General features: G+C 72.4%; 10 protein-coding genes. 5 read left to right on the forward strand and 5 right to left on the reverse strand.

The features are described 5' to 3' along the window. Positions 1-306: 306 nt before the first annotated feature. The 4 genes from glgB to glgA form a co-directional block, all read right to left on the reverse strand. Complete coding sequence (gene glgB / locus NMK34_RS11195) at positions 307-2,409, reverse strand: 1,4-alpha-glucan branching protein GlgB (protein ID WP_318333326.1); 2,103 nt, start codon at positions 2,407-2,409, stop codon at positions 307-309. Then, positions 2,397-4,517: an alpha-1,4-glucan--maltose-1-phosphate maltosyltransferase gene (locus NMK34_RS11200; RefSeq protein WP_318333327.1), complete on the reverse strand. Its 2,121-nt coding sequence runs from the start codon at positions 4,515-4,517 to the stop codon at positions 2,397-2,399. Before NMK34_RS11200 ends, glgB begins: the two co-directional genes overlap by 13 nt. A 218-nt stretch (positions 4,518-4,735) precedes the next feature. Continuing rightward, the gene (locus NMK34_RS11205; protein ID WP_318333328.1) at positions 4,736-5,464 is read right to left on the reverse strand and encodes a class I SAM-dependent methyltransferase; all 729 of its coding nucleotides are present in this window, start codon (positions 5,462-5,464) and stop codon (positions 4,736-4,738) included. A gap of 113 nt (positions 5,465-5,577) precedes the next feature. Then, positions 5,578-6,771 (reverse strand): glycogen synthase, encoded by a 1,194-nt coding sequence (gene glgA / locus NMK34_RS11210; RefSeq protein ID WP_318333329.1) that lies wholly within the window; start codon positions 6,769-6,771, stop codon positions 5,578-5,580. 93 nt (positions 6,772-6,864) lie between these two features. Between glgA and glgC the strand changes: the two genes are divergently transcribed. Together glgC and pgm are read left to right on the forward strand one after the other, a co-directional pair. Next, positions 6,865-8,097 carry a glucose-1-phosphate adenylyltransferase gene (glgC, locus tag NMK34_RS11215; protein WP_318333330.1) on the forward strand — a complete coding sequence of 411 codons (1,233 nt, stop codon included), beginning with the start codon at positions 6,865-6,867 and terminating at the stop codon, positions 8,095-8,097. A gap of 35 nt (positions 8,098-8,132) precedes the next feature. Then, positions 8,133-9,776, forward strand: a complete 1,644-nt coding sequence (gene pgm / locus NMK34_RS11220) for a phosphoglucomutase (alpha-D-glucose-1,6-bisphosphate-dependent) (protein ID WP_318333331.1) — start codon at positions 8,133-8,135, stop codon at positions 9,774-9,776. 6 nt (positions 9,777-9,782) lie between these two features. Here pgm and NMK34_RS11225 read toward each other — a convergent pair whose 3' ends face one another. Then, on the reverse strand, positions 9,783-10,712 hold the full coding sequence (locus NMK34_RS11225) for an NAD(+)/NADH kinase (protein ID WP_318333332.1): 930 nt from the start codon (positions 10,710-10,712) through the stop codon (positions 9,783-9,785). Between the two features lie 149 nt (positions 10,713-10,861). Here NMK34_RS11225 and NMK34_RS11230 point away from each other — a divergent pair, with 149 nt between their 5' ends. The 3 genes from NMK34_RS11230 to NMK34_RS11240 are packed head-to-tail and all read left to right on the forward strand — an operon-like array spanning position 10,862 to position 13,529. Further along, a complete protein-coding gene (locus tag NMK34_RS11230; protein ID WP_318333333.1) occupies positions 10,862-11,590 on the forward strand; it encodes a sugar phosphate nucleotidyltransferase in 729 nt (242 codons plus the stop codon). Beyond that, positions 11,587-12,525, forward strand: a complete 939-nt coding sequence (locus NMK34_RS11235) for an NAD(P)-dependent oxidoreductase (RefSeq protein ID WP_318333334.1) — start codon at positions 11,587-11,589, stop codon at positions 12,523-12,525. Before NMK34_RS11230 ends, NMK34_RS11235 begins: the two co-directional genes overlap by 4 nt. Next, complete coding sequence (locus NMK34_RS11240; RefSeq protein ID WP_318333335.1) at positions 12,522-13,529, forward strand: SDR family NAD(P)-dependent oxidoreductase; 1,008 nt, start codon at positions 12,522-12,524, stop codon at positions 13,527-13,529. Before NMK34_RS11235 ends, NMK34_RS11240 begins: the two co-directional genes overlap by 4 nt.

The raw sequence follows: 13,529 nt of genomic DNA on the forward strand, positions 1-13,529 counted from the left end.
GACGGTTATGACTCAGAGGCATGAATATGCCTCTGAGTCATAGCGGGCTTGAGACGAGACGTTCAGACGGCCGGTCGGCCGGGTTGGCCGCCTCCCCCGTGACCCGTGCGTCCCTTTGGCCGCCGTCCGGGGGCTGGCTGCCGTCCGGGGTGGCCTGCCGCGCCGTGGGTCGCCCGGCCGTGCGGGTCGCTGTCCGGGTTGGCCGCGTGCAGGGCTGCGTCGCGTGGCCGCGTAGGCCGCTGGCTGCGGGTTGGTGGCAAGCACTGCGCTTCCGGCGGCGCCCGTCCGGCCGGCTGGGCTGTGCCGTCAGGCCGGGCGGAGCCAGAGGACGCCCAGCGGGGGGATGCGCAGGGACGCCGACGCGGGCAGGCCGTGCCAGGGGACGTTCTCGGCGTGCACCTCGCCCAGGTTGCCCACGCCGGAACCGCCGTAGTGGTGGGCGTCGGTGTTCAGCGCCTCGGTCCAGGTACCTGCTGCCGGCAGGCCGATCCGGTAGTCCTCCAGCGGCAGCGCGGAGAAGTTCGCCACGCACACCAGCGTCTGCCCGTCCGGGGCGATCCGGATGAACGACACCGCGTTGTTGGCGACGTCGTCCCCGGCGATCCAGCGGAAGCCGGCCGGGTCGGTGTCCTGCGCCCAGAGCGCCGGGCTGGTCCGGTAGACGCGGTTCAGGTCGGCGACCAGCCGCTGCACGCCGGCGCGGGCCGGATCATGCGTCAGGTACCAGTCGAGGCCGCGCTCCTCGCTCCACTCCCTGTCGTCGGCCAGCTCGCAGCCCATGAACAGCAGTTGCTTGCCCGGGTGCGCCCACATGTACGCCAGCAGCGCCCGCACCGTCGCCAGCCGCTGCCACGTGTCGCCGGGCATCTTGCCGGCGAGCGAGCCCTTGCCGTGCACCACCTCGTCGTGGCTGATCGGCAGCACGTAGTTCTCGCTCCACGCGTACGCCAGCGAGAACGTGAGCTGATGGTGGTGGTGCTGCCGGTAGATCGGGTCCTTCGAGGTGTAGAGCAGGGTGTCGTGCATCCAGCCCATGTTCCACTTGAACCCGAACCCGAGCCCGCCCTCCGAGGTCGGCTTCGTGACGCCGGGCCAGGCGGTGGACTCCTCGGCGATCATCAGTACGCCCGGGTGGTGCCGGTAGACGGTGGCGTTCACCTCCTGGAGGAACGCGATGGCCTCCAGGTTCTCCCGGCCGCCGTGCACGTTCGGCGCCCACTGCCCGTCGGAGCGGGAGTAGTCCAGGTAGAGCATCGAGGCGACCGCGTCCACGCGCAGCCCGTCGATGTGGAACTCGTCCAGCCAGTACAGCGCATTGGCGACGAGGAAGTTGCGGACCTCGTTGCGGCCGAAGTCGAAGACGTACGTGCCCCAGTCGGGGTGTTCGCCGCGACGCGGGTCGGGGTGCTCGTACAGCGGGGTGCCGTCGAAACGCGCGAGGGCCCACTCGTCCTTGGGGAAGTGCGCCGGCACCCAGTCCAGGAGCACGCCGATGCCGGCGGCGTGCAGCCGGTCCACCAGGTACCGGAAGTCGTCCGGGTCGCCGAACCGGGCGGTCGGCGCGTAGTAGCCGGTGACCTGGTAGCCCCACGAGCCGCCGAACGGGTGCTCCATCACCGGCAGGAACTCCACGTGGGTGAAGCCCATCTCCAGCACGTACGCGGTGAGCTGCTCGGCCAGCTCCCGGTAGCCGAGGCCGGGCCGCCAGGAGCCCAGGTGCACCTCGTACACGCTCATCGGCTCCTGGTGCGGCGCCTGCCGGGACCGGCGCGCGAGCCAGTCCGCGTCGCCCCACTCGTACCGTGACTCGTGCACCACCGACGCGGTGGCCGGCGGCACCTCGGTGCGCGCGGCCATCGGGTCGGCCTTGTCCCGCCACCGGCCGTCGGCGCCGAGGACGCGGTACTTGTAACGGCTGCCCACCGGCATGCCGGGCACGAAGATCTCCCACACGCCGCTGGAGCCGAGCGAGCGCATCGGCCACCCGTCGTCCGGCGCCCAGCCGGTGACGTCGCCGATCAGCCGCACGGCCCGTGCGTTGGGCGCCCAGACGGTGAACGCGACGCCCTCGTCGAACACGCGGGCGCCGAGCGCCGCCCAGAGCCGCTCGTGCCGGCCCTCGCCGATCAGGTGCAGGTCGAGGTCGCCGAGCGTGGGCGGATAACGGTACGGGTCGTCGTGCGTCGTGCCGTCCACCTCGACCCGGTAGTCGAGCACCTCGCCGGGGAGGACCGCCTCGAAGACACCGGCGTCGTGGACCCGCTTCATCGGGTGCCGTTCGCCGTCCGCGAGCACCGCCACCTCGCCCGCGCCCCGGCGCAGCGTCCGGATCGTGGTGCTCCCGTCGGCCGGGTGCGCGCCGAGCACGGCGTGCGGGTCGTGTACCTCGCCGGCGATCAGCTGGTCCATCGGGCGTCGTCCTTGTCGGCCGGTGCGGTCGGGGCGGTGCCGCCGGAGAGGTCGGCGGGTACGTCTTCCACTGTCAGGTCGGGCGCGGCCGGTTGCTCCGGCTCGGCGGGGGCCGCTGCGGCGGGCTGCGCCGGCTCGGGTGCGGCCGGGCGGCGCACGGTGAGCACGTGCGCCGGTTGCAGGTACGGGTCGAGGCGTACCGCGTTGCGCTGCCCCCAGTCGTACTCGGCGCCGGTCAGCTCGTCGCGCACGGTGAACCGCTCGTGCCAGTCCAGGCCGAGCGCCGGCATGTCGAGCGTGGTGTTGCCCCACTGCACCTCGCGGGAGTCGAACGAGCAGACCACGATCACCGTGTTGCCGGTCTGGAGGTCGTGCTTCGACCAGCACAGCAGCGCCGGGTTGTCGATGTCGTGGAACCGCAGGTTGCGCAGCTGGTGCAGGGCGGGGTTGTCCCGGCGTACCCGGTTGAGCGTGGTGATGAACGGCGCCAGCGACCGGCCCTGTGCCAGCGCGGCGTCCCAGTCCCGTGGCCGCAGCTCGTACTTCTCGTTGTCCAGGTACTCCTCGGCGCCCGGCCGCGCGACGTGCTCGAACAGCTCGAACCCGGCGTACATGCCCCAGGAGGGGGACAGCAGTGCCGCCAGCACCGCCCGGATCTTGAACATCGGCGGGCCGCCGTGCTGCAACGACGAGTGCAGGATGTCCGGCGTGTTGGGCCAGAAGTTCGGCCGCATCCAGTCGACCGAGGCGACCAGTTCCTCGCAGTACTCCCGCATCTCGGCCGCCGTCGTGCGCCAGGTGAAATAGGTGTACGACTGGGTGAAGCCGATCTTGCCGAGCCCGTGCATGATCGCCGGCCGGGTGAACGCCTCGGCCAGGAACAGCACGTCCGGGTCGACCTTCTTGACCTCGGCGATCAGCCAGTGCCAGAAGTCGAACGGCTTGGTGTGCGGGTTGTCCACCCGGAAGATCCGGATGCCCTCGCCGACCCAGTGCAGCACCACCCGCAGCACCTCGGCCCGGATGCCCTCCGGATCGTTGTCGAAGTTCAGCGGATAGATGTCCTGGTACTTCTTCGGTGGGTTCTCCGCGTACGCGATGCTGCCGTCGGCCCGGGTGGTGAACCACTCCGGGTGCTCGGTGACCCACGGGTGATCCGGCGCGCACTGCAACGCCAGGTCCATCGCCACCTCCAGCCCATGCTCGGCGGCGGCCGCGACGAAGTCGCGGAAGTCCTCCGGCGTACCCAGGTCGGGGTGGATGGCGTCGTGGCCGCCCTCGGCCGCGCCGATCGCCCACGGCGAGCCCACGTCGTCCGGCCCGGCGGTGAGCGCGTTGTTGCGGCCCTTGCGGTTGACCCGGCCGATCGGGTGGATCGGCGGCAGGTAGAGCACGTCGAAACCCATCGCCGCGACACCCGGCAGCCGCTGGATCGCGGTGGCGAACGTGCCGGAACGCGCGGGCGCGTCGGCGGTCGCCGGGATCGCGCCCTCGGAGCGGGGGAAGAACTCGTACCAGGCGGAGAAGAGCGCCCGCGGCCGGTCCACCCAGAGCGTGCGCTCCTCGCCGGTGGTGACCAGCTCGCGCACCGGGTGCTCCCACAGCAGGCCGGCCAGATCCAGCGCCGCGCTCACCCGCCGTGGCAGGTCCAGGTCGTCGTCGGCCAGGGCCCGCACGGCTTTGCGTACGCGCTCACGGTCGGCCTTCGGCACCAGGTCGAGCGCGGCGGTCAGCACCCGTACGCCCTCGGCCAGGTCGTTCGCCAGCTCCGCCGCGCCCTGGCCGGCGGCGAGCTTCTTGGTGACCGCGTTCTGCCAGGTGAGGTACGGGTCTCCGAACGCCTCCACGGCGAAGCGCCACAGGCCCACCGCGTCCGGGCGGATGGTGGCGTGCCAGCGGTCCTGGCCGGGCTCACCGGGGCGCATCCGGGTGAACGGGCGGGCCGCGCCGTCCGGGCCGAGCCAGACCACGTTGCATCCGAGCGCGTCGTGGCCCTCGCGGTAGGCGCGCGCCGACACCGGTACGACCTCGCCGACCACCGCCTTGGCCGGGTAGCGACCGCAGGAGACGACGGGGGAGACGTCTTCGATCGGGAACCGTCCAGTCACCCGCTCAACCTACTGCGCGAGATCCTCTCGCGCTCGGCGACTTCACCTCAGCCCTCAACCCGCGCCCACGTGGGCGTCGAGGCCCGTGCCGGCGAGGCACCCGTGCCGTTCCACCGAACGAGCGTGGGCCGCGGTGAGTGGAACGCTATGGGTGTCAAAAGGGCGCAGAGGCACCCATGGCGTTCCACCGAACGGGTGGCGGACTTCGGCGGCGACGGTCAGGTCGACCGCTGGGCGACGAAGACGAACTCCCGGCCGGGGCGGTCGGGCGCCTCGCGCACGTCGAGCACCCGGTAGCCGGCGGCCGCCAGGCTCGCCTCGACCTCGTCCCGGTCGCGGAACCGCAGCGTGGAGTCCGAGGTGAGGACCGTGCCGTCGCGCCGGAACCGGTACGTGTACCGGAAGGACACGAACGGCAGGTCGACGGCGGTGACGTCGAGGCGCCGCTGCACCGGCCCGACGCCCGGCACGTCCCGGGTCACCGGCGCGGTGTCCGCCGCCCACTCCTCCCACGCGCGGCGCTCGGGACGGCGGGTCTCGAACACGAGATGCCCGCCGGGCCGCAGCGCGCCGTGCACGCCCCGCAGGGTGCGCGCCCAGTCGTCGTCACTGAGGAAGACCTGCGCCACGTTGCCGGTCATCGCGGCCAGATCGGCGCGCAGCGGCGGCAGCGCCGTGGCGTCGCCGTGGATCCAGCTGACGCGGCCTTCCGGATCCTTCGACCGGGCGACGGCGAGGGACGCCCCGGCCGGGTCGACGCCCACGACGGTACGGCCGTGCCGGGCGAGCTGAACCGCCAGGCAGCCGGTCCCGCAGCCGACGTCGAGCACCATGCGCGCGTCCAGCTCGTCGGCGATCGCGAGGTACGCGGCCAGGTCCTCCCGGTCGCCGTCGAACGCGTCGTAGACCGGCGCGAGGCGAGGATGAGCGAAGATCGCATCCGGCATCCGGGGACTGTATCCGCCGCCGGCCGCGACCGGGCGACGTCTGCGGCGTGCCTCGGGCGGGCTGTTAAGAAGGGGCCCTTCCTCTACCGGAGGCGTTAAGAAGGTGCCCTTCCTTACACGCCCACCGAGCGGTACACCTCGACCGTCTGGCGGGCGATCGCGTCCCAGGAGAAGTGCTCCACCGCCCGCCGCCGCCCCGCCGCCCCGAACGCCGCGATCCGGTCCGGGTCGGCCAGCAGCTCGTTCATGCGCGCGGCCAGGTCGGCCACGAAACGCTCCGGGTCCAGCGGCGTGCCGGAGCCGTCGCCGGCCTGCTCGATCGGCACCAGCAGCCCGGTCTCGCCGTCGGCGACCACCTCCGGGATGCCACCGGTGGCGGTCGCCACGACGGCGGTCTCGCAGGCCATCGCCTCCAGGTTGACGATGCCCATCGGCTCGTAGACGGACGGGCAGGCGAAGACCGTGGCGTGCGTGAGCACCTGGATCACCTCGTGCTTGGGCAGCATCGCCGCCACCCAGATCACCCCGGACCGGGTGGCCCGCAGCTCCGCCACGAGACCCTCCACCTCGGCGGCGATCTCCGGGGTGTCCGGCGCGCCGGCGAGCAGCACCAGCTGGGTGTCGGCGGGCAGTTCCCGGGCCGCCCGCAGCAGGTACGGCAGGCCCTTCTGCCGGGTGATCCGCCCGACGTAGACCACGCTGGGCCTCCCCGGATCGATGCCGAGCCGGTCGAGCACGTCGGTGCCCGGGTCCGGGGCGTACTGCGCGGTGTCGATGCCGTTGTAGACCACGCGGACCCGGTCCGGGTTCACCGCCGGGTACGCGGTGAGCACGTCGCGCCGCATGCCCGCGCTCACCGCGATGATCGCGTCGGCCGCCTCGAACGCGGTCCGCTCGCACCAGGAGGAGAGCGCGTACCCGCCGCCGAGCTGCTCGGCCTTCCACGGCCGCAGCGGCTCCAGGCTGTGCGCGGTCACCACGTGCGGCACCCCGTGCAGCAGCTTCGCGGTGTGCCCGGCCAGGTTGGCGTACCAGGTGTGGCTGTGCACCACGTCGGTGCCGGCCGTACCGGCGGCCATCTCCAGGTCGACGCCCATGACGCGCAGCGCGGCGTTCGCGCCGGCGAGCGCGGCCGGCTCGGCGTACGCGGTGACGCCCTTCTCGTCGCGCGGCGCGCCGAAGCAGTGCACCCGCACGTCGGCGAGCCGGTGCAGCTCACGGGCGAGGTATTCCACGTGCACACCGGCGCCGCCGTACACCTCCGGCGGGTACTCGCGGGTGAGCAGGTCGACGCGCATCGGTGCCATGCCCGCACCCTAGTGCAGAGCGCCGCGTCGCACGCGGTGGCAAGTGTGGGCGTCCGAGTGGTGAAGTCGGTTCGAGGTGGTTAGCGTCTGAGCATGGCTGCCAAGGTGCTCGCGATCGTCCTGGCCGGCGGGGAGGGCAAGCGCCTGATGCCCCTGACGACCGACCGGGCGAAGCCCGCCGTCCCCTTCGGCGGGATGTACCGCATGGTCGACTTCGTCCTGTCCAACCTGGCGAACGCCGGCTTCCTCAAGATCGTCGTGCTGACCCAGTACAAGTCGCACTCGCTGGACCGCCACATCACCAAGACGTGGCGGATGTCGACGCTGCTCGGCAACTACGTCACGCCGGTGCCCGCCCAGCAGCGCCGCGGCCCGTGGTGGTTCGCCGGCTCGGCCGACGCGATCTACCAGAGCTTCAACCTGATCAACGACGAGCAGCCGGACTACGTGATCGTCTTCGGCGCCGACCACATCTACCGGATGGACCCCCGACAGATGGTCGAGGACCACATCGCCTCCGGCGCCGGGGTGACGGTGGCCGGCATCCGGCAGCCGCTGTCGACGGCCGACCAGTTCGGCGTGATCGAGGTCGGCGAGGACGGCAAGCGCATCCGTGCGTTCCGGGAGAAGCCCACCGACGCGGTGGGGCTGCCGGACGCGCCGGACGAGATCTACGCCTCGATGGGCAACTACGTGTTCACCACCCGGGCGCTGTGCGAGGCGGTCGAGCGCGACGCGGCGGACAAGACGAGCAAGCACGACATGGGCGGCAGCATCATCCCGATGCTCGTCGAGCGCGGCGAGGCCAACGTCTACGACTTCAAGGACAACGAGGTGCCCGGCAGCACCGACCGCGACCGCGGCTACTGGCGGGACGTGGGGACGCTCGACTCGTTCTACGACGCGCACATGGACCTGATCAACGTGCACCCGGTGTTCAACCTCTACAACTTCGACTGGCCCATCTACACCGAGCAGCCGCCGTACCCGCCGGCCAAGTTCGTGCACGCCTGGGGCGAGCGCGTCGGCCGCGCGGTCAGCTCGATGGTGTCGCCCGGCTCGGTGATCTCCGGCTCGCTGGTGGAGAACTCGATCGTGGCGCCGAAGGTGAAGGTCCACTCGTGGGCGCACGTCGACGGCGCCGTGCTGATGGAGGGTGTCCAGATCGGCCGCCACGCGGTCGTCCGGCGCGCGATCCTGGACAAGAACGTCCACGTCCCGGAGGGCGCCGAGATCGGCGTCGACCTGGAGAAGGACCGCCAGCGCTACACCGTGTCCGACAACGGCATCGTCGTCATCGGCAAGGGCCAGCGCGTCGAGCCCTGAGCAGTCCCCACCGCATCACCGAGGAGGATCCCGCAGTGGCCCACCCCCGTGCCGGCCAGCCCGCCCAGCCCGCCGACCTGGTCGACGTGCCCCGGCTGATCACCGCCTACTACGCCGAGCACCCGGACCCGGACGACCCGGCGCAGCAGGTCTCCTTCGGCACCTCCGGGCACCGCGGGTCCAGCCTGCGCAACGCCTTCAACTCCGACCACATCCTCGCCGTCACCCAGGCGCTCTGCGACTACCGCCGCGAACAGGGCCTGGACGGGCCACTGTTCCTCGGCCGGGACACCCACGCGCTCTCCGCGCCCGCCGAGGCCGACGCGCTGGAGGTGCTCGCCGCCAACGACGTCACGGTGCTGCGCGACAGCCGCGACGGCTACACCCCGACGCCCGCCGTCTCGCACGCCATCCTCACCCACAACCGGGGGCGCACCAGCGGCCTCGCCGACGGCATCGTCATCACCCCGTCGCACAACCCGCCGTCCGACGGCGGGTTCAAGTACAACCCCACCCACGGCGGGCCCGCCGACACCGACGCCACCACGTGGATCCAGGACCGCGCGAACGCCATCCTCGCCGCCGGGCTCAAGGAGGTGAAACGCATCCCGTACGCGCGGGCGCGCGCCGCCGCGACCACCGGGGAGTACGACTTCCTCGCCCGGTACGTCGACGACCTGCCCGCCGCGCTGGACATCGACGCGATCCGCGACGCCGGGGTGCGCATCGGCGCGGACCCGATGGGCGGGGCGAGCGTGGCGTACTGGGGCGAGATCGCCGAGCGGCACCGCCTCGACCTCACCGTGATCAATCCGCTCGTGGACCCGACGTGGCGGTTCATGACGCTCGACGGCGACGGCAAGATCCGGATGGACTGCTCGTCGCCGAACGCGATGGCCTCGCTGATCGCCGCCCGGGACGACTACGCGGTCTCCACCGGCAACGACGCCGACGCCGACCGGCACGGCATCGTCACGCCCGACGGCGGCCTGATGAACCCCAACCACTACCTGGCCGTGGCGATCGGCCACCTGTTCCGTACCCGGGAGCAGTGGGGCCCGGCCGCGGCGGTGGGCAAGACGCTCGTCTCCTCCTCGATGATCGACCGGGTCGCGGCCGACCTGGGCCGCCCGCTGCTGGAGGTGCCGGTCGGGTTCAAGTGGTTCGTGCCCGGCCTGCTCGACGGCACCGTCGGCTTCGGCGGCGAGGAGAGCGCCGGCGCGTCGTTCCTGCGCCGCGACGGCGGCACCTGGACCACCGACAAGGACGGCATCCTGCTCTGCCTGCTCGCCGCCGAGATCATCGCCACCACCGGCCGTACGCCCAGCGAGCACTGGGCCGAGCTGGCCGACCGCTTCGGCGCGCCCGCGTACGCCCGGATCGACGCGCCGGCCGACCGGGTGCAGAAGGCCGTCCTGGCGAAGCTGTCGCCGGAGCAGGTCACCGCGACCGAGCTGGCCGGTGAGCCGATCGCGGCGATCCTCACCACCGCGCCCGGCAACGGCGCCGCGATCGGCGGGCTCAAGGTGACCACCGAGTCGGGCTGGTTCGCCGCCCGCCCGTCCGGCACCGAGGACGTCTACAAGATCTACGCCGAGTCGTTCCAGGGCCCGGAGCACCTGGCCCGGATCCAGGAGGAGGCCAAGGCGCTGGTCGACGGCGTGCTCGCCACCGCCTGACCCGGCTCAGCGGGGCGGGGGCAGCTCCCGGCGGCTGAGCTGCTCCCGCAACCCGTCCGGCAACAGCTCCCGCAACTGGTCCGGCAGCAGCGGCAGGTCCAGCAGGCTCAGCTTGAGCTGGTTGCGCTCCTGGTAGCGGAGCGGGTCGAGACGGACCACACGGCCGGCGTCCTTGACGTACCGGATGTGCACCGAGCCCTCGGTCGCCGCCTGCCGGATCAACAGGCCGTCCATCTCCACCGCCACCGGCGCCGAGTCCGCGCGCAACTCCAGGTGCACCGTCTCGTGCGCGGAGAGCAGCACCGAGCGGGAGATCCCGGCCATCGGCGCGGACGGCGTCACCACCATCGCCTCCGTGGCCGGTGAGATCAGCGGCCCGCCGGCGGCATAGCTGTACGCGGTCGAGCCGGTCGGCGTGCTCACCACCAGCGCGTCGCACCGGTAGTAGCCGTACCGCTGGCCGTCCACCGCCAGGGTGGCCGTGACGAACCCGGCGCCGGGCTGCCGGACCAGGGCGATGTCGTTGAACGCCACCACGTCGTCGCCGCAGACGTCGCAGGCCAGGCAGGCGTGCGACTCGACGGTGAAGTCGTGCTCCACCAGCCGCTCCAGCGCCCGGGGCAGATCCGGCGGCTCCACCTCGACCAGGAAGCCGACCCGGCCCAGGTGCACTCCGAGCACCGGCTTCGGGTCGCGGACGGCCAGGCGCAGCGCGCCGAGCATGGTGCCGTCGCCGCCGATGCTGATCAGCGCGGCACAGTGGTCGGCCAGCTCGTCCGCGGCGACCGCCTCCACCGAGGCGGGTACCCGCGCCCGGTCCTCGGCGCGTACCGCGAGGGTGATCCGGTGCCGGGCGGCCCAGTCCGCGATGATCCCCACCACCTCGGAGACGTCCCGGGTGGGGTGCAGCACCAGCCCCAGCACATCTCCCGCCACCGGTACAGCTCATCACAGCGGCGTGCCGCCCGCCGGGCTTACCCGCAGGCGTGAAGCGGGGGACGTGCCCCGAACAGGTGATTTCCGTACCCGGGTGCCGGTCCGGCTCGTTGGACGCGAGGTAGGGCGTGGGGACGAGTGGAGAGTCGATGCATGTTGTGATCATGGCGGGCGGCGCGGGTGTCCGGCTGCGTCCCTACACCTCGACGCTGCCGAAACCGCTCGTGCCGATCGGGGAGAGCCACGCGATCCTCGAGATCGTGCTGCGCCAGCTCGCGGATCGCGGTTTCACCCACGTCACCCTGGCGATCAACCACCTGGGCGCGCTGATCCGGGCCTTCGTCGGCGACGGCTCCCGGTTCGGCCTGGCCGTCGACTACGTCGAGGAGGACCGGCCGCTGTCCACCATCGGCCCGCTCTTCGGCATCCGGCATCGCCTGCCCGAGCACTTCCTGGTGATGAACGGCGACGTGCTCACCGACCTCGACTACGCCGATCTGCTGGCCACCCACGCGCGGTCGGGCGCACCGCTGACCGTCGCCACCTACCGGCGCACCGTGAAGATCGACTTCGGGGTTCTGGAGCTGGCCGGCGACAAGATCACCTCTTTCTCCGAGAAGCCCGTCCTGCACTACCGGGTGAGCATGGGTGTCTACGGGCTCTCCCGGAACACCATCGCCCATTACCCGGCGGGGCAGCCGTTCGGGTTCGACCAGCTGGTGCTGGACCTGCTGGGCCGGGGCGAACCACCGACCGGCTACGAGTTCGACGGCTACTGGCTGGACATCGGCCGCCCCGAGGACTACGACGAGGCCAACCGCTGCTTCGCCGAGCTGCGGGACGTGCTCCTGCCCGCCGGCACACCGGTCGGGGCATGATGCGCGTCCTCCTCTTCGGCGCCTCCGGCTTCATCGGCGCTCACGTACGACGGGAACTGGCCGCCACGGCGGACCTCACGTGCCCGTCGCGCGGCGAGTGCGACCTGGTCACCGCGACGCCGGAGGCGTTGCGGGCACTGCTCGACCGGGCCGGGCCGGACGCCGTGGTCAGCTGCGCGGGCGCGGTGAGCGGCGCGGCCGAGGATCTCGTCCGGGCGAACACGACGGCGACCGCCAAGCTGGTGGACGCGGTCGCCGACGCCGCGCCCGGCGCACGGCTGGTCCGTCTCGGCTCCGCGGCCGAGTACGGTCCGGTGCCGTTCGGCGTCGCGGCCACCGAGGACCGTCCCCCGGCACCGGTCAGCGCCTACGGCGTGAGCCAGGCGGCGGCGACCCGGCTCATGGAGCTGGCGGCCGACGCCGGCCGGGTGGACGCGGTCGTGCTCCGAGTGTTCAACCCCGTCGGCCCCGGCATGCCCGGCACCACACTGCTCGGCCGGGTGGCGGCGCTGCTGGCCCGCCTCGCGCCGGGCGAGGACCTGCGTACCGGTCCGCTCGGGGCGTACCGGGACTTCGTCGACGTCCGGGATGTGGCCGCCGCGGTCGGGCGGGCCGTGACCGTCGCCGCGCCCGGGGCCCGTGTCCTCAACGTGGGCAGCGGCCGGGCGGTGCCGGTGCGCGACGCCGTCCACCTGCTGGCCTCGGTCGCCGGCCGGCCGGTCCGCGTCCGGGAGGACCGCCCACCGTCCCCCCGGTCCGCCGAGGTCGGCTGGATGCGCGCCGACGTCGGCCGGGCCGCCTCGGTCCTGGGATGGGTCCCCGAACACGACCTGTACGACTCGGTCGGTGCGCTGTGGAGTCAGGCGGCACCGGCTCGTGGAACCGACCCGGTACCGGTCACCGCCGGGCCGGCGCAGAGGAGGAGCGAACCATGACGGCACACTCGTCCGGCGGACCGGTGGTGGTGACCGGAGCCGGTGGCTTCATCGGGTCCCACCTGGTCGAGGCCCTCGTTGCCGCGGGCCACCCGGTACGCGCCCTCGTGCACTACAACGGCGCCGGATCGCACGGCTGGCTGGACACCTTCGACCCGGACCAGTTGGCGGGCGTCGAGGTCGTGGCGGGGGACATCCGCGACCGGGGAATGGTGCAGCGGCTGGTCGACGGCGCCTCCACCGTCTACCACCTGGCCGCGCTGGGCGGCATCCCGTACTCGTACCTCGCCCCGCAGTCCTACGTGGACACCAACATCACCGGCACGCTCAACGTGCTGGAGAGCGCGCGGACGGCCGGCGTGGGCCGCGTCGTCGTCACCTCCACCAGCGAGGTGTACGGGACGGCCACCACGGTCCCGATGACCGAGCAGCACCGGCTGCGCGGGCAGTCGCCGTACTCGGCCTCCAAGATCGGTGCGGACAAGCTGGCCGAGAGCTACCACCTCAGTTTCGGCCTGCCGGTGGTCACCCTCCGGCCGTTCAACACGTACGGCCCGCGTCAGTCCACCAGGGCGGTCATCCCCACCATCATCAGCCAGCTGGCCAAGGACGGCGGGGTGGTCCGGCTCGGCGCGCTGCGTACCACCCGCGACCTGCTCTACGTGACGGACACCGTGGCGGCCTTCCGAGCCGTCGGCACGGCGCCCGACGAGGCGGTCGTGGGTGGCGTGTTCCAGGCCGCGACCGGCCGGGAGACCTCGATCGGCGACCTGGTGCGCAAGATCGCCGCGATGTTCGGCGTCCAGCCGGAGGTGGAGGTCGCCGAGTCCCGGCTCCGTCCCGCGGAGTCCGAGGTCGAGCGCCTGCTCGGCGACGCCGGCCTGCTCCGGGCGCGGACCGGCTGGCAGCCGGCCACGAGCATCGACGAGGGACTCAAGGCGACTGTCGAGTGGTTCCTCGATCCGGCCAACCTCGCGCGCTACCGCTCCGACCGGGCGGTGTGA

Origin of the sequence: Micromonospora sp. BRA006-A (assembly GCF_033433935.1) — a bacterium.
Classification (GTDB): domain Bacteria; phylum Actinomycetota; class Actinomycetes; order Mycobacteriales; family Micromonosporaceae; genus Micromonospora; species Micromonospora aurantiaca.

What these genes read in the sequence shown, in the direction of transcription:
- NMK34_RS11235 (WP_318333334.1), top strand. Translation starts at nt 11,587, where the DNA reads ATGATGCGCGTCCTCCTCTTCGGCGCCTCCGGCTTCATCGGCGCTCAC.
- glgB (WP_318333326.1), bottom strand. Translation starts at nt 2,409, where the DNA reads ATGGACCAGCTGATCGCCGGCGAGGTACACGACCCGCACGCCGTGCTC.
- glgC (WP_318333330.1), top strand. Translation starts at nt 6,865, where the DNA reads ATGGCTGCCAAGGTGCTCGCGATCGTCCTGGCCGGCGGGGAGGGCAAG.
- NMK34_RS11205 (WP_318333328.1), bottom strand. Translation starts at nt 5,464, where the DNA reads ATGCCGGATGCGATCTTCGCTCATCCTCGCCTCGCGCCGGTCTACGAC.
- glgA (WP_318333329.1), bottom strand. Translation starts at nt 6,771, where the DNA reads ATGGCACCGATGCGCGTCGACCTGCTCACCCGCGAGTACCCGCCGGAG.
- NMK34_RS11240 (WP_318333335.1), top strand. Translation starts at nt 12,522, where the DNA reads ATGACGGCACACTCGTCCGGCGGACCGGTGGTGGTGACCGGAGCCGGT.
- NMK34_RS11230 (WP_318333333.1), top strand. Translation starts at nt 10,862, where the DNA reads ATGCATGTTGTGATCATGGCGGGCGGCGCGGGTGTCCGGCTGCGTCCC.